This is a genomic window from Geodermatophilus africanus, assembly GCF_900107105.1.
Classification (GTDB): domain Bacteria; phylum Actinomycetota; class Actinomycetes; order Mycobacteriales; family Geodermatophilaceae; genus Geodermatophilus; species Geodermatophilus africanus.
On the sequence record NZ_FNOT01000017.1, the window covers coordinates 39,845 to 58,198 of the forward strand.

Here is an 18,354-nt window from a genome sequence, read left to right on the forward strand (position 1 = left end):
CCGTGGCCGCGACGGGCGGGCCGGCCCGGGCGGCGACGGCCAAGGGCGCGGCCCGCCGGGAGGCGATCGTGGCGGCGGCGGCCCGGCTCGTCGCGACGGAGGGCCCGGACGGGACGTCGCACCGCGCGGTGGCGGCCGCCGCGGGCGTCCCGCTCGCCGCCACCACCTACTACTTCCGCTCGCTCGACGACCTGCTCGTGGCCGCCGTCGAGCGCGCCGCGGACGACGAGCTGGGCCCGGTCACCGAGCTGGTCGCCGCACTCCCCCGGCGTCGCACGTCGGCCGACCGGGTCGCCGGCATCGTCCTGGACGTCGTCCTCGGCCCCGACCGGCTGGCGGACGCCGACCTCCAGGCCCACTACGAGCGGTTCCTCGCCGGGGGCCGCCACCCCGCGCTGCGGCCGGTCCTGCAGCGCACCCGGCGCCGGGTGGATGCGCTGCTCACCGAGGCGCTGGACCGCTGCGGGCACGCCGGCACCGACACGGCCCGGCTGGTCGCCGTCCTGGACGGGACCGTGATCTCCGCACTGGTGGAGGGCGACGGCCGCGCCCGGGTCCGGGCCCGGGCCGCGGTCGCCGCCCTCCTCGGGAACCGCCCGCCGGCCTAGAGGCCCTGGGCCAGCCGGTGGTAGGCCGCCCCCCAGCGCAGTTCCCTGGCCAGCGACCGACGCGTGGTCTCCGCGTCGATGAGCACCAGCTCGGTCGCGAACACCTCGGCCAGGTCGGTGAGCTCGTCGGCGCCGACCGCGGTCGAGAGCACCGTGTGGTGCGGTCCCCCGGCGGTCAGCCAGCCCTCGGTCGCCGTCGCGAAGTCCGGCCGGGGCTGCCAGACGGCGCGGGCCACCGGCAGGTTGGGCAGCGGCTCGTCGGGCTCGACGACGTCGACCTCGTTGGCCACCCAGCGGAACCGGTCGCCCAGGTCGCACCAGCCGACGACGACGCCCTCGCCCGGGGCCGCGGTGAACACCAGCCGGGCCGGGTCCTCGCGGCCGCCGATCGACAGCGGGTGCACCTCGACCCGGGGCCGGTCGCCGGCGATGGTCGGACAGACCTCGAGCATGTGGGCCCCGAGGATCTTCGGCGTCCCGGTGAGGTCGTAGGTGTAGTCCTCCATGAAGGAGGTGCCGCCGGGCAGCCCCGCCGCGGCGACCTTGAGGGTGCGCAGCAGCGCCGCTGTCTTCCAGTCGCCCTCGCCGCCGAAGCCGTAGCCGTCGGCCATCAGCCGCTGGACGGCGAGGCCGGGGAGCTGGCGCAGCCCGCCGAGGTCCTGGAAGTTCGTGGTGAACGCGGTGAAGCCGCCGTCCTCGAGGAAGCGGCGCAGCGCCGCCTCGATGCGGGCCTGGTAGCGCACCGCCTCGTGCCGCTCGCCGCCCGGCCGGCAGTCGTCGGCCCAGTCGTAGCGGTCGCCGTACTCCTCGACGAGGGCGTCGACCGCCTTGTCCTCCACGGCGTCCACCACGGCGACCAGGTCGTTGACGCCCCAGGTGTTCACCGACATGCCGAAGCGGATCTCGGCCTCGACCTTGTCGCCCTCGGTCACCGCGACGTTGCGCATGTTGTCGCCGAAGCGCGCCAGCCGCAGCGACCGGGCCGCGGCCGCCGCCGTGGCCGCCCGCGCCCACGAGCCGACCCGGGAGCGGACCCGCGGGTCGGACACGTGGCCGGCGACCGTCGTCCGCGGCATGCGCAGCCGGGTGAGGACGAACCCGTACTCCCGGTCGCCGTGGGCGGCCTGGTTGAGGTTCATGAAGTCCATGTCGATCGTCGCCCACGGCAGGGCGGCGTCGGCCTGGGTGTGCAGGTGCAGCAGCGGCTTGCGGAGCGCGTCCAGCCCGGTGATCCACATCTTCGCCGGCGAGAAGGTGTGCATCCAGGTGACGACGCCGACGCAGGAGGGGTCCTCGTTGGCCTCGCCCATCGCCCGCCGGATGGCAGCGGCGTCGGTGAGCACCGGCTTCCACACCACCCGGACGGGCACCTCGGCGGCCTCGTCGAGCGCCACAGCGACCCGCTGCGACTGCTCGGCGACCTGCTGCAGGGTCTCCTCGCCGTACAGCCCCTGGCTGCCGGTCAGGAACCAGACCTCGTGCCCCTCGAACGGGTCGTCGACCACGGTAGCGGCTCTCCTCACTGCCCGTAGGCGTTCTGGTAGCGCGCGTAGAGCGAGTCGATGTCCGACTGCGCGATGGGCAGGGGCTCGCCGAGCTGGCGGGACAGGTGCACGGTGCGGGCGACGTCCTCGGTCATGACCGCGGCCTTGACCGCTGCCAACGCCTGCGGCCCGATGGTGAAGACGCCGTGGTTCTGCATGAGCACCGCCGGCGACCGGGAGTCGCGCAGCGTCTCGACGATGCCGCGGCCGATCGAGTCGTCGCCGATGAGCGCGAACGGGCCGATCGGGATCGGCCCGCCGAACTCGTCGGCCATGGCGGTGAGCACGCACGGGATCGGCTCGGCCCGCGCCGCCCAGGCCGTGGCGTAGGGGCTGTGCGTGTGCACCTGGCCGTTGACCTCGGGCACGTGCCGGTAGACGTAGGCGTGCGCGTCGGTGTCGCTGGAGGGCTTCTTCACCCCGTCGACGGCGTTGCCGTCGAGGTCGCAGACGGTGATGCCCTCCCAGGTCAGCTCGTCGTAGAGGACGCCGCTGCCCTTGATGACGAACAGGTCCTCGCCGGGCACCCGCTCGGACACGTTGCCCGAGGTCCAGGTGACCAGCCCGTTGCGGGTCAGCTCGGCGTGCAGGGCGGCGACGTGCTCGCGCTGCGCGCGATGGGTGCCCCGCTCGGTACGGGGCTGGGTGGCGGTCATTCCGGTTGCTCCTCGGGACGTGCGGCGGAGGTCGTCTCGGTCTCGGCGGCCCGCGGGTGGCCGATCCCCACGTGGTCCACGGCGGCCCGCTCGACCGGGAGTCCGGCGACGTACCGCTGCATGAACGCGTCGAAGCCCGCGACGTCGTCGGGCTCGGGCTGCGCGGTCTGCAGGCTCGTGCCGCTGAAGACCGCGGTGTCCAGGTAGTCGGCCAGGCTCTGCCCCGGCGCGCGTCCGGTGGCGAAGGCGGCGAGGACGGCCATCCCCCAGGCGCCGCCCTCGGACGCGACGTCGCCGACGGAGACCGGGGTGTCGATCGCCGCGGCCAGGAAGCGCTGCGCCACGCCCTCGGTCTTGAAGAGGCCGCCGTGCGCGAACATCCGGTCGAGCCGCACGCCCTCGGCCTGCTGCAGGACGTCCATGCCGATCCGCAGCGTGGCGAGGGACGCGAACAGGTGCGTCCGCATGAAGGTGGCGAGGTCGAACCTGCTGTCCGGGGACCGCACGAACAGCGGCCGGCCCTCCGCGAGGTCGGTGATCGGCTCCCCGGACAGGTAGTTGTAGGCGAGCATCCCGCCGCAGTCGCTGGCGCCACCGAGCGCGGCGGTGAAGAGCGTCTCGAAGACCTGCGACGGGTCCACCTCGGCACCCATCGCCCGGGCGAACTCGGCGAACAGCCCGGCCCAGGCGTCCAGCTCACTGGCGCCGTTGTTGCAGTGCACCATGGCCACCGGGTCGCCGGCCGGCGTGGTGACCAGGTCCAGTTCGCGGTGCGCCCGGGTGAGCTCCCGCTCCAGCACGACCATGGCGAAGATGCTGGTCCCCGCCGAGACGTTGCCGGTGCGCGGAGCGACCGAGTTGGTGGCGACCATGCCCGTGCCCGCATCGCCCTCCGGGGGGCAGAGCGGGGTGCCGGGACGCAGCCGCCCGGCCGGGTCGAGCAGCTGCGCGCCGGCCTCGGTGAGCGTGCCGGCCGGCTGGCCGGCGGACGCGATCCTGGGCAGCAGGTCCGCGAGGGTCAGCTCGACCCCGGCCTCGGCAGCCAGCTGGTCGAACCGGGCCAGCATCGTGGTGTCGTAGCCGCCGGTGTCGCTGTCGATCGGCAGCATGCCGCTGGCGTCGCCGATGCCGAGCACCTTCTCGCCGGTGAGCTGCCAGTGCACGTACCCGGCCAGGGTCGTCAGGTGGTCGAGCCGACCGACGTGGTCCTCGCGGTCCAGGATCGCCTGGTAGAGGTGCGCGACGCTCCACCGGTGCGGGATGTTGACGCCGAACTCCGCGCTGAGCCGCTCCGCTGACCGACCCGTGTTCGTGTTGCGCCAGGTGCGGAACGGCGTGAGCAGCTCACCGTCGGCGTCGAACGCCAGGTAGCCGTGCATCATCGCGGACACGCCGAGGGAGCCGACTCCTGTCAGCTCGACGCCGTGGCGTCGCCGCACGTCCTCCGCCAGAGCCGCGACGCTCCGCTGCACGCCCGCCCAGACGGACTCCAGCGAGTACGTCCACCGCCGCTCGACGAACTGGTTCTCCCAGTCGTGGCCGCCGACCGCGAGCGGAGCATGGTCCGGGCCGGCGAGCACCGCCTTGATCCGGGTCGAGCCCAGCTCGATCCCCAGGGCCGTGCGACCTGCGGTGATCGCCTCGCCGGCGTCCGTCGTCATCGCTCGCGCCCCGCTCGCCACGGGGTGGCGGGCTCGCCCGGGGCCCCGGTGAGCGTGGCACCGCCGGTCCCCGATTCCCGCCCGGCGCGGGCGACGTCCGCCCGGTCCGGCGACGTCCCGGAGCGCACTCCGACGACGACGGGGGTGTCGCCCGTTCCTGCGGTGTCCGGCATGGTCCCTCCTGCGCCCGGCGGCTCCGACGACGGCCGGACGGCCACGTCGCCGCCCGGGATGTTAGCGCTAACAGCGGCGGGCGTCACACCCCGGCCGGCATCCTCCCCACCGGCACCGGGCCGCTGCTGGCGCGGGTCAGCAGCACCGTGGGCACCGGCTGCAGGTGCAGATCCCGCCCGGCCAGCCGGGCCAGCACGAGCTCCACCGCCCGGTGGCCGAGCTCGGCGAAGTCCTGCCGCACGGTGGTCAGCGGCGGGGTCAAGTAGGGCGCCTCGGGCAGGTCGTCGAAGCCGACCACGCTGATGTCCCGCGGCACCTCCAGGCCCTCCTCGTGCAGCGCCGCGAGCAGGCCCAGGGCCATCTGGTCGTTGGCGAGGAAGACCGCGGTGATCTCCTCACCGGCGCGCCTGCGCTCGGCGAGCCGGCGGCCGGCCGCGTACCCCGAGGACGGCGTCCAGTCGCCGTGCAGGCACACCGGGACGTGCGCGCCGGCCGCGGCCAGCTCGGCACGCCAGCCCTCGACCCGGTCGCGGGCCTCCTGGGAGTCGGCCGGGCCGGTGACGTGGTGGACGGTGCGGTGGCCGAGGTCGAGCAGGTGGCGGGTGGCCAGCCGGGCACCGGCGACCTGGTCGACGCCGACCGCGGGCTCCTCGAGGGCCCCGCCGCTCTGCACGGTGACCAGCGGCAGCGGGGTGTGCACCAGGTGCAGCGCCTCGACCGCGTCGTCGTAGGTGGCCAGCGCCAGGACGGCGTCCACCGACTGGGCGACGAACCGGTCGACGGCGTCGCGCATCGCGTCGGCGGTGGCCTCGTCGAGCACGGTGACGCTCAGCGAGTAGCCGGCCGCCCGCGCCGCGCGCTCCAGGCCGACCAGGGTCTGCGCCGGGCCGTACTGGTTGATGTTCACCGTGACGAACCCGATGGTCCGGGTGGAGCCGGTGACCAGGGCCCGCGCGGCGGTGTTCGGCCGGTAGCCCAGCTCGCGGATGGCCCGCTCGACGCGCTCGCGGGTCTGCGGCGCGACGTTGGGGTGCCCGTTGATGACCCGGGACACCGTCTGGTGCGAGACGCCGGCCCGAGCCGCGACGTCCGACATGACCAGCGCTCGGCTCGGCCCCTCGGGCTCCACCGTCACCCCTCCCCGTCGAGGAGCCGGCCCGTGGCCGGCTGGCGTCGATGCCCTGCCGGGCGGCCCCGCGGGAGCTCCGCGGAGCCGCCCCCAGGGCGTCAGCGGGACGCGCCGGCGCGCCGCTTGTTGTAGACGTCGAAGGCCACGGCCAGCAGCAGCACCAGGCCCTTGACCACCGACTGGATGGACTGGTCGACGCCCATGAGCTGCATGCCGTTGCTCATGACGGCCATGATCAGACCACCGACCATGGCGCCGACGACCGTGCCGACGCCGCCGGTGACGGCCGCACCGCCGATGAACGCCGCGGCGATCGCGTCGAGCTCGAACATGTTGCCGGCGCTGGGCTGGGCACCGTTGGACCGCGACGAGAAGACGACGCCGGCGACCGCGGCCAGGAAGCCCATGTTGACGAAGATCCAGAAGTTGACCGCCCGGACCTTCACACCCGACAGCGTGGCCGCCGCCAGGTTGCCGCCGATCGCGTACACCTGGCGCCCGAAGACGGTGCGCGTGGTGATGACGCTGTACGCGATGATCAGCACGGCCAGGATGATCAGCACGATCGGGAGGCCGCGGGCGGTCGCCAGCTGCCAGGCGAAGGCCATGACCACCGCGCCGACGAGCACGATCTTGAGCACGAACAGCGGGAACGACTCCACCGGCTGCTCGTAGCGGATGCGCGCGATCCGGCTCCGGTACTGGCTCACCGCGTACCCCGCGACGGCGATGGCCCCGATCAGCAGGGTGAAGGCGTCGTACCCGTTGCCGCCGAGCAGGCCGTTGAGGAAGCCGCTGGCGATCCGGCTGTACCCCTGCGGGAACGGCGAGAGCGAGATGTTGTCGAGCACCTGCAGGGTGAGACCGCGGAACAGCAGCATGCCGGCGAGGGTCACGATGAACGCGGGGATGCCGACGTAGGCGACCCAGAAGCCCTGCCAGGCACCGATCGCGAGGCCGACGGCCAGGGCGGCGAGCACGCCCACCCACCACGGCATGCCCTGCTGGATGACCAGGACGGCTGAGGTGGCGCCGGTGAGCGCGACGACGGAGCCGACGGAGAGGTCGATGTGGCCGGCGATGATCACGATGACCATGCCGATGGCCAGGATCAGGATGTAGCTGTACTGCAGGACGATGTTCGTGACGTTGCCGGGGGACAGCGACGTGCCCCCGGTGAGGACCGCGAACAGCCCGATGATGACCACGAACGCGACGTAGATGCCGCTCTGCCGCAGGTTGCTCGTCAGCAGGGCGCGGACGTCGCTCGTCCCGGTGTGGAGGGCGACGGCGGGTGCGACGTCCTTGGGCCCCGTCGAGGTCTGGGCCTCCGGCTCCGACGAGGGGGGCACGGTCCTGGTCATGCCGCCAGCTCCTTCTCCTTGGTCATGAGCTCCATCAGGTTCTCCTGGGTCGCCTGACCGACGGGCACCTCACCGGTGATCCGGCCCGCGGACAGGGTGTAGATCCGATCGCAGATCCCCAGCAGCTCGGGCAGCTCGGAGGAGATGACCAGCACCGCCTTACCGGATGCGACCAGCCGGTTGATGATCGTGTAGATCTCGTACTTCGCACCCACGTCGATACCGCGGGTGGGCTCGTCGAGGATGAGCACTTCGGGGTCGGTGTACAGCCACTTGGACAGCACGACCTTCTGCTGGTTGCCGCCCGAGAGCTTCCCGACGACCGAGGCGACGCTCGGGGCCCGGACGTTCATGCTCTTGCGGTAGCCCTCGGCGACCTTGATCTCCTCGTTGCCGTTGACGAAGCCCCTGCTGGCGAGCTTGTCCAGGGCGGCGGCGGAGACGTTGCGTCGGATGTCCTCGATGAGGTTGAGGCCGTAGTGCTTGCGGTCCTCGGTGGCGTAGGCGATCCCGGCGTCGATGGCCTCGGCGACGTTCTTGGGCCGGACCTCCTTGCCGTGCACGAACATCCGGCCGGTGATGTTGCGGCCGTAGGCCCGCCCGAAGACGCTCATCGCCAGCTCGGTGCGCCCGGCGCCCATCAGGCCGGCGATGCCCACTACCTCCCCGGCCCGGACGGTGAGGTTCGCACCATCGACGATCTTGCGCTCCTGGGTCGGGTGCCAGACGGTCCAGTCCTCGACCCGCAGCACCTCCTCGCCGGGGTGCGACTCGCGCTCGGGGTAGTAGCTCTCCAGGTCGCGGCCGACCATCCCTCGGATGATCCGCTCCTGGGTGACCTCGCCGGCGTGCAGGCTGAGCGTCTCCACCGTCTTGCCGTCGCGGATGACCGTGACGTTGTCCGAGACCGCGGTGATCTCGCCGAGCTTGTGCGAGATCATGATGCTGGTGATCCCGCGCTCGCGGAGCCGGCGCATCAGGTCCAGCAGGTGCGCGGAGTCGTTGTCGTTGAGCGCGGCCGTCGGCTCGTCGAGGATGAGCAGCCGCACGTCCTTCGACAGCGCCTTGGCGATCTCCACCAGCTGCTGCTTGCCCACACCCAGCTGCCCGACCGGGGTCACCGGGTTCTCGTCCAGCCCGACCTCGGCCAGCAGGCGGGCGGCCTCGGCGTTGGCCTTGTTCCAGTCGATGAGCCCGCCGCGGCCGCGCCGCTCGTTGCCCAGGAACATGTTCTCCGCGATGGACAGGTAGGGCACCAGCGCGAGTTCCTGGTGGATGATCACGATGCCCACGTGCTCGCTGTCGCGGATGCCGTTGAAGCGGACCGGCTGGCCGTCGTAGACGATCTCGCCGTCGTAGCTCCCGGCGGGGTAGACACCCGACAGGACCTTCATCAGGGTCGACTTGCCGGCGCCGTTCTCGCCACAGATCGCGTGGATCTCGCCCCGGCGGACCGCCAGGTTGACGTTCTCCAGCGCCTTCACGCCCGGGAAGGTCTTGGTGATGCCGCGCATCTCCAGGATGTGGTCGTCCATGGGACCTCGTCGTCCTGTCGTCGGCGCCTCCCGGGCGCCCGCGGATGGTGGAGAGAGTGTGCGCTCACCCGGCGGGGTCGGCCAGGGGCGCGGCGGGTGACCGGGTGGTACCGGCCGGGCCCGACAGCAGGTGCTGCCGGGCCCGGCCGGGCTCGGGGGCGGAGGGTCAGTCCGACTGGCCGCTGGCGACCTCTTCGGCCGTCCAGTAGCCGGAGTCGACCAGCACGGACTGGATGTCGTCCGCGAAGACCGTCTCGACCGGGAGCAGGTAGGACGGGACGACCTTGACGCCGTTGTCGTACGTCTCGGTGTCGTTGGCCTCCGGCTCGCCACCCTCGGCGAAGGCGGACGCGGCGGCGACGGCCTGCTCGGCAAGCAGGCGGGTGTCCTTGAAGATCGTGGAGCTCTGGACACCGTCGGCGATCAGCTTGACCGAGCCGATCTCGGCGTCCTGACCGGTGACGACCGCCATCGGGTTGGCGGCGTCGAGCGCCGGGCCGTAGCCCGCGTTCTGCAGCGCGGTGATGACGCCGCGGGAGATGCCGTCGTAGGGCGAGAGGACGCCGTCGACCCGGGTCCCGTCGTTGTAGGAGGAGGTGAGCAGGTCCTCCATCCGCCGCTGGGCGGTCTCCTGCTCCCAGCGCAGGATCGCGGCCTGCTCGATGCCGGTCTGGCCGGACTTGACGACCAGCGTGCCGTCGTCGATCAGCGGCTGGAGCACCGACATCGCGCCGTCCCAGAAGAAGAAGGCGTTGTTGTCGTCCAGCGATCCGGCGAACAGCTCGATGTTGAACGGGCCGGTCGCGGTCCCGGGCGAGCCGTCCTCGTTCTGCAGGCCCAGGCCGGTCAGCAGCGCGTTGCCCTGCGCGACGCCGACCTGGAAGTTGTCGAAGGTGACGTAGAAGTCGACGTTCTCGCTGTCGCGGATGAGGCGGTCGTAGGCGATGACCGGGATGTTGTTGGACGCCGCGTTCTCCAGCTGGCCGGAGAGGGCGGTGCCGTCGATCGCCGCGATGACGAGGATGTCGGCACCCTCGGTGATCATCTGGTCGACCTGCTGCGACTGCGTGGGGATGTCGTTGTTCGCGTACTGCAGGTCGACGGTGTACCCCTCGCCCTCCAGCTGCTCCTTGACGTTGTCGCCGTCGGCGATCCAGCGCTCGGAGGTCTGGGTCGGCATCGAGACGCCGATGGTCAGGTCCTCTGCCTCACCTCCGCCGCCGGCGCCACCGCTCCCGCCGGCGCCCTCGCCGCCACAGGCCGCCAGGGTCAGCGCCATGCCGGCGCCGAGGGCGGCGAAGCCGAGCCTCTTGCTCACGTGATCTCCTCCTCGAGAACTCTGCGCGCTCCGACCCGGCGCAGGCCCGCCAGTAGCGAGCGGCACAAGTGTGAGCGTTAACAACCCACTGCCGTCAACCCCTGACGGCCACCTCGGTGTCACGGTCTCGTAACGCTGCCCCCGGGGCGCACCTCTCCGGGGCGACGCGATCCCGAACCGTGATCCGGCGGAAACGTGGTGTCGACAGCGGATACGGCACGACGGCCGGGCGGACGGACGTCGTCCACCGGGCCGTCGTGCCGTGGTGTCCCGTCAGATCTCGCCGCGAGCTCGCGAGCGTAGGGACGGGGAGGCCCTCCCTCAGCGCAGGGTGATCTGGCGGGAGAGCAGGCCGGCGCGGGCGCGGCGCTCGTCGGCGGTCAGCGGGCCGGTCACCCCCAGCGCCAGCTCCAGCCGCGCCTGGAACGCCGTGGCCGCGTCGGTCCAGTCGGCGGCCGGGACGTCGGCGGGCAGGTCCCACACCGGCACGAGCAACCCGTGCGCCCGGAAGGCGCCGGCGTAGCGGGTGCCCTCGCCCAGCACGATCTCGCCCGAGGCGCGCAGCCGGGCCAGTGCGTCGAGGAGCCGCTCCTCCGGCTCGGGCCGCACCCACCGCAGGTGCGCCCGCTCGGCACCCGGCCGCACCCAGTAGGCGGCACCGAGGCCGGGCAGCAGCACGGTCGGCAGGATCGCCGCGTTCGCCTGCTCCAGCCCGGCGCGGGCCGCCGCGCCGGCCTCGACGCCCTCGAGCCAGAAGCCGAAGTCCTCGTGCACGGTCACCTCGAGCGGCGCCGCGGGATCGACCAGCTCCTGCAGCCGCGGGCCCGCCGAGCCCGCACCGCCGAGCGGACCCGGTTCGACCGGCGCACCGGCCGGGGCCTGGAGCGCCGCGGCCAGTGCCGTCCCCAGGTCGCGGCTGACGTCGTCGGAGGCGCCCTGGAGCTGGACGCCGAGCAGGATCTCGCCGTTGGCGCGGACCAGGGCCGGGGCGCCGCCGGGCAGCACGCTGGCGAGGGTGACGTCGCGACCGTCGGTCGTTCGCAGCGGCGCGGTCGCCGCCGGGACCAGCTCGCGCAGCGCGACCCAGTGCTCCTCGCCGGGCAGCCCCTCGAACGGCCGGGTCACCGGCGGGGCGTAGCCCGAGCCGTGGCAGTGCTTGTACCGGCGACCCGAGCCGCACGGACAGGGCGCCTTGGGGTTGACGCCGTCGCCGGCGGCAGGGGCAGCGGGACGCTTGCGGGTCGCGGAGCGGGCCATGGCCCGAGCCTAAGCGGCCCCCCGCGCAGCGGCTCCGGCCCCGTCCAGAGGCTCACCCCGAGCGTGCGAGGGGTGCGGAGGACGGGGTCCTTCGACGAGTGGCGGGGGCGAGGGGGTCCTCTTACTACGCTGCTCGGCCGTGGCACTCGCGGCCCCGCCGATCGACCTCACCGACCCCGCCGTCGTCGCCGACCCCTACCCGTCCTTCGCGCGCGCCCGGGCCCAGGCGCCGGTTCAGTGGCACGAGGGCCTGGGGCTGTGGCTCGCGTTCACCCACGCCGACAGCAACGCCGTCCTGCGCGACCGGCGGCTGGGCCGGCTGTGGCGCGACCGCGAGCCGGCCGAGCGGTTCGGCAGCTTCAACCTGATCCACCGCAACGCGCTGCTGGAGATGGAGCCGCCGGACCACACCCGGCTGCGCCGGCTGGTGAGCGCCGCCTTCGCCCGGGGGCACGTCGAACGGCTGCGGCCCTGGGTGCAGCGGCTGGCCGGCGAGCTGGTCGACGGCCTGGCCGAGCGCTCCGGCGGCAGCGAGCCGGTCGACGTCCTCTCCGGGATGGCCGAGGAGCTGCCGGTCGCGGTGATCGCTGAGCTGCTCGGCGTCCCGGACGGCGACCGCCCGCTGCTGCGGCCGTGGTCCAACGCGATCGTGAAGATGTACGAGTACGGCCGGACGGCGGCGGTCGAGGACGCTGCCGAGCGTGCGGCGGACCAGTTCGTCACGTACCTGCGCGGACTGGCCGCCGACCGCCGCCACGCCCCTGGCGAGGACCTGCTCTCGCACCTGGTCACCGTCCGGGACTCCGACGGCGACCGGCTCAGCGAGGACGAGCTGGTCACCACCTGCATCCTGCTGCTCGACGCCGGGCACGAGGCCACGGTCAACGTCAGCGGCAACGGCCTGCTGGCGCTGCTCGAGCACCCGGACCAGCTGACGCGCCTGCGCGACGACCCGGGCCTGCTGCCGACGGCGGTCGAGGAGCTGATGCGGTTCGACTCGCCGCTGCAGCTGTTCGAGCGGACGGCGACCGCCGACGTGGAGCTCGGTGGGGTGACGGTGCGGGAGGGGCAGAAGGTCGCCGCGCTGCTCGGTGCGGCCAACCGGGACCCGGCGGTCTTCCCCGACCCGGACGTCCTCGACGTCGGCCGCACCGACAACCCGCACATCACCTTCGGGGCTGGCGTGCACTTCTGCATCGGCGCACCGCTGGCCCGCGTGGAGCTGCAGGCGTCGTTCGGGGCCCTGCTGGAGCGCACGTCGCGGCTGGAGCTCGGCGGGGAGCCGGTGCGCCCTCCGGAGTTCGTCATCCGCGGCCTCGCCGAGCTACCGGTCGTGGTCGCCGGGACCTGACCCCTGTCCTCACCCCGCGGTCGCCCTCCTCGCGCTGCAGCACGGTGTCGGCGACCGAACGGCGAGGTCGGCCGGGGTGATCGGGGTCCGGGACACCTGTGGATCGTGAGCGCGGTCACTGGCACCATGCCGCTCATGCGCGGCCTCATGCAGGACTACCCCCTCACCATCGACGCGATCTTCCGGCACGTCGAGCAGCACTACGGCGACGGGACCATCGCCACCGCGGGCCCCGAGGGGATCACCCGGGTCACCTACGCCGAGTGGGCCGAGCGCACCCGCCGGCTCGGCGGCGTGCTCGACACCCTCGGCATCTCCGCCGACGGCCGGGTCGGCACCTTCGGCTGGAACAGCCAGCGCCACCTGGAGCTGTACTTCGCCGCACCGAGCACCGGCCGCGTGCTGCACACGCTGAACGTCCGGCTGTTCCCCGAGCAGCTGACCTACATCGCCAACCACGCCGAGGACGAGGTCGTCTTCGTCGACCGCTCGGTGCTGCCGCTGCTGTGGCCGCTGGTCGACACGATGAAGACGGTCCGGCACGTCGTCGTGATGGACGACGGCGGGGACAACGAGATCCCCGACGACCCGCGGGTGTCGGACTACGAGACGCTCCTCGCCAGCGCCCAGCCGGTCGACTTCGGTGTCACGGACGAGAACTCGGCCGCCTACATGTGCTACACGAGCGGCACCACCGGCAACCCCAAGGGGGTCGTCTACTCGCACCGCTCGACCTGGCTGCACACCATGGGCGTGATGGCCCCCAACGCCTTCGGGCTGGGCATCCAGGACGTCGCGATGCCCGTTGTGCCGATGTTCCACGCCAACGCCTGGGGCATCGCGCAGGCCGCGCCGGCCGCCGGTGCCTCGCTGGTCATGCCCGGTCCGATGATGCAGCCCGAGGCGCTCGCGAAGCTGATCGTCGACGAGGGGGTCACCTTCACCGCCGGCGTCCCGACCATCTGGCAGGGCGTCCTCCCGCACCTCGCCGGCAAGCCGCACAAGCTGCGCGAGATCGGCTGCGGCGGCTCCGCGGTGCCCAGGGCGCTGTCGGAGGCCTACCGGGAGCAGGTGGGCCTGGCGATCCTGCAGGCCTGGGGTATGACCGAGACCCACCCGGTCGCCTCCTCGGGCATCCTGCCGCGCCGGTACGCCGACGCCGACGAGGAGACCAAGGCGGCCCAGCGCGCCCGCGCCGGCATCCCGTTCCTCGGCGTGGAGGCGCGCATCGTCGACGCCGAGACGCTGGAGCCGCAGCCGTGGGACGACCAGGCCACCGGGGAGCTGCAGGTGCGCGGCCCGTGGTGCGCGCAGGACTACTACAACCCGGACGCCGGCGTGCAGCTGACCACCCCGGACGGCTGGATGCGCACCGGCGACGTCGCCGCGATGGACGCCTTCGGCTCGATCCGGATCGCCGACCGCACCAAGGACCTCATCAAGTCCGGCGGTGAGTGGATCAGCTCGGTGGACCTGGAGAACGCGATCATGAGCCACCCGAAGGTGAAGGAGGCCGCGGTCGTCGGCATCCCGCACCCGAAGTGGGACGAGCGCCCGCTGGCCTGCGTCGTCCTGAAGTCGGGCGAGACGGCGACGGAGGAGGAGATCCTCGAGCACGTCCGGCCCCAGGTGGCCAAGTGGTGGCTGCCCGACGCGGTCGAGTTCATCGACGAGGTGCCCAAGACCAGCGTCGGCAAGTTCTCCAAGAAGGACCTGCGCGCGCGGTTCGCGGAGTTCCCCGCGAAGGACTGAGCGCGGGGGTGGGTCCGTCCGCGACGGGGCGGACCCACCCGGGACCCGGCTGCCCGGCAGTGCACGGACACGCTGTGCGCACCAGCGTCGTCACGTGAAGGAACCGTCCGACTACTTTGTGTATGTGCTTACTGCTCCGACCCGGTCCAGCGGCTCGTCCACCAGCGCTCCCGGCCGGCACCGGGCGGGGCGCGGCCGCCGCCGGCTGTGGACCTCCGCGCTCGCCGCCGCGGTGGTCGGCGCCGGGCTGCTCGCGCCGTCACTGCTGGTGTCCGAGACGCCGGCTGCCGCGGTCTCCGCCGTCGAGCAGGCCCGCAAGCGCAGCACCCTCACCACGACGCCGGCTCCCGCGCCGACGACGGTCGCCCCCGCGCCGCGCGCGTCGGCGCCGAGCGCGGCGACCACCGCGCCGGCGGCCACGGGCACCCCCGCCACGACGACCGCCTCGAGCGCCGCCGCACCGAGCACCACCGCGGCCCCCGGCTCCACCACGGTGCCGCCCGCCACGACGGACAACCCGCTCGCCGGCATGGCCTTCCACGGCCTCAACACCGCCGCCGCCCGGGCCGCCGGGCAGCCGGGCCGCAGCGCCGAGGACACCGCGGCGCTCGCGGAGCTGGCGGCGGTGCCGACCGCGACCTGGCTGGGCGCGTGGAGCGGCGACCTCACGACGGCGGTCCGCCAGGAGGTCGCCTCCGCGCGGGGCGTCGGTGCCGTGCCGGTCTTCGTGACCTACAACGTCCCGGAGCGGGACTGCGGCGGATACTCCGCCGGCGGCGTCGGCTCCTCGGCCGAGTACCTGCGCTGGGTGCAGGCGGTCGCGGCCGGCATCGGGACGGCGACGGCGGTCGTGGTGGTCGAGCCCGACGCGCTCGCGCAGCTGTGCGGCGACCCTGCGGCGCGGCTGTCGCTGCTGCGGTCGGCGGTCGAGCTGCTCGAGGCGAATCCCGGCACCCACACCTACCTCGACGCCGGCAACCCGACCTGGATGAGCGCCTCGACGATGGCCGAGCGGCTGCGCGCCGCGGGCGGGACCACCGCGGACGGCTTCGCGCTGAACGTCTCCAACTTCCAGACGACGGCGGCCAACGTGGCCTACGGCCAGCAGGTGTCCGCGCTGCTGGGCGGCGCGCACTTCGTCGTCGACACCAGCCGCAACGGCAACGGCGCGGGCAGCGACTGGTGCAACCCCCCGGGCCGCGCCGTGGGCGAGCGCCCGACCGCGCAGACCGGGCAGCGCGGCGTGGACGCCTACCTGTGGATCAAGCGCCCCGGCGAGTCCGACGGCACCTGCAACGGCGGTCCGGCGGCCGGCACCTTCTGGGACGCCTACGCGATCGGGCTGGTGCGCGGCGCGTAGCGGTCAGCCGCCCGCGCCGGCGCGCTCACCGGCCGGTGGCAGTGCGCTGCAGCCGACACCTCAGCGCACGACCACACCGGTGCGCCTCCGCGCCGCGGTCCGCTCCTCGCTCGCAGCGCTCGCTGCGATGCTCCCGCGGCTGTCAGCGCACGAAGGGCTGCTGGCCGGTCTCGCTCACCATCGGCCGTCCCGCCGCCTCCCACTCCCCCATGCCGCCACCCACGTTGACCGCGTCGTAGCCGTTGGCGTTCAGCCAGGCGGCCACGCGGGCGGAGCGCCCGCCGCCGCGGCAGGTGACGTAGAGCGGGTCGGCCTCGGGGAGGTCGTCCAGCCGCGCCGGGACCTCGCCCATCGGGATGTGGGTGGCGCCGTCGATGTGGCCGGCCACCCACTCGTCGTCCTCGCGGACGTCGAGGACGACGGCGTCCTCGGGGACCTCGCTGGCGGGGACGGTCGGGACCTGCTGCGGCATCACGTCCCCCATCGTGCCACCGGCGTGGTGCACGGCGGGGCGTCGACCGGCCCTCCGGCACGCTGCGCTGCGAGGATGGCGCCGATGAGCACTCCCGCCCCGCCCGTCCGCGACCCCGCCTGGTCGCTGTCCCGCTCGGCGATCGGGCTGTGGGTGACCGAGGGCGTGATCGGCACGCTGGTCTACGGCGCGCTGGTGGCGGTCTTCGTCCTCTTCGTGCCGGACGGTGGCCCGGTGCCGGTGCTGCGCTGGCTGCTGCCGACGCTGCTGGCGGTGTACGCGGTCACGGCGATCGGCGTCCGACCGCGGGTCCGCTTCCGCGTGCACCGCTGGGAGGTCACCGGCGAGGCCGTCTACACCCTCACCGGCTGGCTGACCCGCACCTGGACGCTGGTCCCCATCTCCCGCATCCAGACCGTCGACGTCACCCGCGGCGTGCTGCAGCAGCTGTTCGGCCTGGCCACGGTCGCCGTGCTGACGGCGTCCTCGCAGGGCACGGTCCGCGTGCTGCACCTGGAGGCCGACGTGGCCCAGCGGGTCGCCGACGACCTCGCCCGGCGCGCCGAGCTGGTCCGCGACGAGGCGACGTGAGCGGCCCCGCCGTCCCCCCGGCACCACCGGACGGGGTTCCGCCGGTGGACGCCGGCATCGGCACCGGGACGCAGCCGCGGCGGACGTCGCCCCGCGTGGTGCTGGTGCACACCGCCACCTTCCGGCAGGCCCGCCAGCTGGTGCCGGTGCTCATCCCGATCGCAGCACTGATCGGCCTCGACGACGGGCTGCTCACCGTCGTCGTCATGGCGGTGGTGGTCACCGCGCTGTCCCTCGGCGCGGCGGTGCTGAGCTGGTGGCGGTTCGGCTACGCCGACGGGCCGACGGCGGTGGTCGTGACCCGCGGGCTGCTGGCCCGGTCGGTGCGCACCGTGCCCAACGACCGCATCCGCGGCGTGGAGGTGGAGGCCCCGCCGCTGCACCGGCTGCTCGGCCTGGTGCGGGTCCGGATCGACGCCGCAGCCGGCTCCGTCGGGGCCAGCGGGGAGGAGCTCCTCGTCGATGGCGTCCCCCGCGCCGAGGGCGACCGGCTGCGCACCCGGCTGCTGGCCCGCCGTCCCACCGGTGCGCCGGCCGCGGAGGGTGCACCGCCCCCGGAGCCGCCGGTCGAGGAGGAGCTCTCCCGCTTCCAGCCCCGCTGGCTGCTCTACGCGCCGCTGGTCGGCAGCTACCTCGTGATCCCGCTCGCCGCCGTCGGCACGCTGTTCCGGCTGGTGCAGGAGCTGCCCGACGCCGTCGTCCCGGACCTCGTCGGGCCCGAGCCATCGCCGCACCTGCTCGTCGCCGGCCTGGTGACCGCGGTGCCGCTGCTGGCGCTCGCCGCGGTGGTCGGGGCAATCGTCGTCAACTGGGGCTACCGGCTGGTGCGGCGTGGCGGCTCGCTGGTCGCCGTCCGCGGGCTGCTCACCCGGCGGCACACCGAGCTGGAGGTCGACCGCATCCGGGGCGGCACGCTCAGCGAGGGGCTGGGCATGCGCTGGGTGCGCGCGGCACGGGTGAACGCCCTGGTCACCGGCCTGGGCCAGGCGAACCGACGCGGCCAGCTGCTGCCGCTCGGCCCACGCGCCGAGGCGCTGCGGCTGCTGGGCCGGCTGGTCGAGGACCCCGGCCCGCTGACCGGCCACCCCCGCGCGGCGCTGCGCCGCCGGCTGGCGCGGGCCCTGGCCGCCGGCCTGCTGGTGACCGCGGCCGGGGCCTGGGCGGCCGCCGCCGGGTGGTGGTGGGTGCCGGTCGCCGGCGTCGTCCTCACCGTCCTGGGCGTGCCCATGGGCATCGGCCGGTTCCGGGCGCTCGGGCACGGCGCCGGTCCGCGGTCGTTCAGCGTGCGCAGCGGCTGGCTGGTGCGCGAGCAGGCCGTGCTGCAGCGCCGCGCCGTCGTGGGCTGGCAGGTGCGCCAGAGCGTGCTGCAGCGGCGGGCCGGCCTGGCCACCGTGGTCGCCTGCGTGGGCGCCGGCAGCGGGGGCTACGCCGCGGTCGACATGGCCGCCGCGGAAGTGCCCGGCTTCACCGCGGCGGCGTCCGGCCCGTGGGCGGGGACGCTGGCCCCGTAGGCGGTCGGCACGAGCCGATCCGGTACCGCGCGTGTCGATCACCGTTGCGGGTAGCTGCTGGGCGATGCACT

At 73.8% G+C, this 18,354-nt stretch carries 15 protein-coding genes; 6 read left to right on the forward strand and 9 right to left on the reverse strand.

Annotation, left to right across the window (positions count from 1 at the left end):
• The first annotated feature begins 2 nt into the window (after window positions 1-2).
• Complete coding sequence (locus BLW63_RS22095; RefSeq protein WP_170856913.1) at window positions 3-608, forward strand: TetR/AcrR family transcriptional regulator; 606 nt, start codon at window positions 3-5, stop codon at window positions 606-608.
• Here BLW63_RS22095 and araA read toward each other — a convergent pair.
• The 8 genes from araA to BLW63_RS22135 all read right to left on the reverse strand — a co-directional run bounded on the left by araA (window position 605) and on the right by BLW63_RS22135 (window position 11,246).
• Complete coding sequence (gene araA / locus BLW63_RS22100; protein WP_091161052.1) at window positions 605-2,113, reverse strand: L-arabinose isomerase; 1,509 nt, start codon at window positions 2,111-2,113, stop codon at window positions 605-607. The genes BLW63_RS22095 and araA overlap by 4 nt on opposite strands.
• 14 nt (window positions 2,114-2,127) lie before the next feature.
• Window positions 2,128-2,808, reverse strand: coding sequence for an L-ribulose-5-phosphate 4-epimerase (locus BLW63_RS22105; protein WP_091161054.1), 681 nt, complete (start codon window positions 2,806-2,808; stop codon window positions 2,128-2,130).
• Window positions 2,805-4,469, reverse strand: a complete 1,665-nt coding sequence (locus BLW63_RS22110) for a xylulokinase (protein WP_091161056.1) — start codon at window positions 4,467-4,469, stop codon at window positions 2,805-2,807. Before BLW63_RS22110 ends, BLW63_RS22105 begins: the two co-directional genes overlap by 4 nt.
• A 256-nt stretch (window positions 4,470-4,725) precedes the next feature.
• On the reverse strand, window positions 4,726-5,778 hold the full coding sequence (locus tag BLW63_RS22115; RefSeq protein WP_244522732.1) for a LacI family DNA-binding transcriptional regulator: 1,053 nt from the start codon (window positions 5,776-5,778) through the stop codon (window positions 4,726-4,728).
• 92 nt (window positions 5,779-5,870) lie between these two features.
• Entirely contained in the window at window positions 5,871-7,136 is a 1,266-nt protein-coding gene (gene mmsB, locus BLW63_RS22120; RefSeq protein ID WP_091161058.1) for a multiple monosaccharide ABC transporter permease, read from the reverse strand.
• The gene (mmsA, locus tag BLW63_RS22125; protein ID WP_091161060.1) at window positions 7,133-8,671 is read right to left on the reverse strand and encodes a multiple monosaccharide ABC transporter ATP-binding protein; all 1,539 of its coding nucleotides are present in this window, start codon (window positions 8,669-8,671) and stop codon (window positions 7,133-7,135) included. The genes mmsB and mmsA overlap by 4 nt, the downstream gene beginning before the upstream one ends.
• A gap of 166 nt (window positions 8,672-8,837) precedes the next feature.
• On the reverse strand, window positions 8,838-9,989 hold the full coding sequence (gene chvE, locus BLW63_RS22130; RefSeq protein WP_091161062.1) for a multiple monosaccharide ABC transporter substrate-binding protein: 1,152 nt from the start codon (window positions 9,987-9,989) through the stop codon (window positions 8,838-8,840).
• A gap of 321 nt (window positions 9,990-10,310) precedes the next feature.
• Window positions 10,311-11,246, reverse strand: coding sequence for a DUF5926 family protein (locus BLW63_RS22135; protein WP_091161064.1), 936 nt, complete (start codon window positions 11,244-11,246; stop codon window positions 10,311-10,313).
• Window positions 11,247-11,385: 139 nt separating this feature from the next.
• Between BLW63_RS22135 and BLW63_RS22140 the strand changes: the two genes are divergently transcribed.
• From BLW63_RS22140 to BLW63_RS22150, 3 genes are all read left to right on the forward strand, one after another.
• Window positions 11,386-12,597 (forward strand): cytochrome P450, encoded by a 1,212-nt coding sequence (locus BLW63_RS22140; RefSeq protein ID WP_091161067.1) that lies wholly within the window; start codon window positions 11,386-11,388, stop codon window positions 12,595-12,597.
• A gap of 105 nt (window positions 12,598-12,702) precedes the next feature.
• The gene (locus BLW63_RS22145) at window positions 12,703-14,349 is read left to right on the forward strand and encodes a long-chain fatty acid--CoA ligase (protein ID WP_244522733.1); all 1,647 of its coding nucleotides are present in this window, start codon (window positions 12,703-12,705) and stop codon (window positions 14,347-14,349) included.
• Between the two features lie 94 nt (window positions 14,350-14,443).
• Window positions 14,444-15,709, forward strand: a complete 1,266-nt coding sequence (locus BLW63_RS22150) for a glycoside hydrolase family 6 protein (protein WP_211517231.1) — start codon at window positions 14,444-14,446, stop codon at window positions 15,707-15,709.
• A gap of 142 nt (window positions 15,710-15,851) precedes the next feature.
• Here BLW63_RS22150 and BLW63_RS22155 read toward each other — a convergent pair whose 3' ends face one another.
• Window positions 15,852-16,181: a rhodanese-like domain-containing protein gene (locus BLW63_RS22155; protein ID WP_244522736.1), complete on the reverse strand. Its 330-nt coding sequence runs from the start codon at window positions 16,179-16,181 to the stop codon at window positions 15,852-15,854.
• An 84-nt stretch (window positions 16,182-16,265) separates the two neighbouring features.
• On the opposite strand from BLW63_RS22155, the gene BLW63_RS22160 reads away from it, so the two are divergent.
• Together BLW63_RS22160 and BLW63_RS22165 are read left to right on the forward strand one after the other, a co-directional pair.
• The gene (locus BLW63_RS22160; RefSeq protein WP_091161070.1) at window positions 16,266-16,772 is read left to right on the forward strand and encodes a PH domain-containing protein; all 507 of its coding nucleotides are present in this window, start codon (window positions 16,266-16,268) and stop codon (window positions 16,770-16,772) included.
• Entirely contained in the window at window positions 16,769-18,283 is a 1,515-nt protein-coding gene (locus BLW63_RS22165) for a PH domain-containing protein (protein WP_244522734.1), read from the forward strand. Before BLW63_RS22160 ends, BLW63_RS22165 begins: the two co-directional genes overlap by 4 nt.
• Window positions 18,284-18,354 lie beyond the last annotated feature (71 nt).

Excerpts from the sequence above, each read along its gene's own strand:
- BLW63_RS22105 (WP_091161054.1), bottom strand. The coding sequence starts at position 2,808 with ATGACCGCCACCCAGCCCCGTACCGAGCGGGGCACCCATCGCGCGCAG.
- BLW63_RS22110 (WP_091161056.1), bottom strand. The coding sequence starts at position 4,469 with ATGACGACGGACGCCGGCGAGGCGATCACCGCAGGTCGCACGGCCCTG.
- mmsB (WP_091161058.1), bottom strand. The coding sequence starts at position 7,136 with ATGACCAGGACCGTGCCCCCCTCGTCGGAGCCGGAGGCCCAGACCTCG.
- mmsA (WP_091161060.1), bottom strand. The coding sequence starts at position 8,671 with ATGGACGACCACATCCTGGAGATGCGCGGCATCACCAAGACCTTCCCG.
- BLW63_RS22135 (WP_091161064.1), bottom strand. The coding sequence starts at position 11,246 with ATGGCCCGCTCCGCGACCCGCAAGCGTCCCGCTGCCCCTGCCGCCGGC.
- BLW63_RS22155 (WP_244522736.1), bottom strand. The coding sequence starts at position 16,181 with ATGCCGCAGCAGGTCCCGACCGTCCCCGCCAGCGAGGTCCCCGAGGAC.
- BLW63_RS22160 (WP_091161070.1), top strand. The coding sequence starts at position 16,266 with ATGAGCACTCCCGCCCCGCCCGTCCGCGACCCCGCCTGGTCGCTGTCC.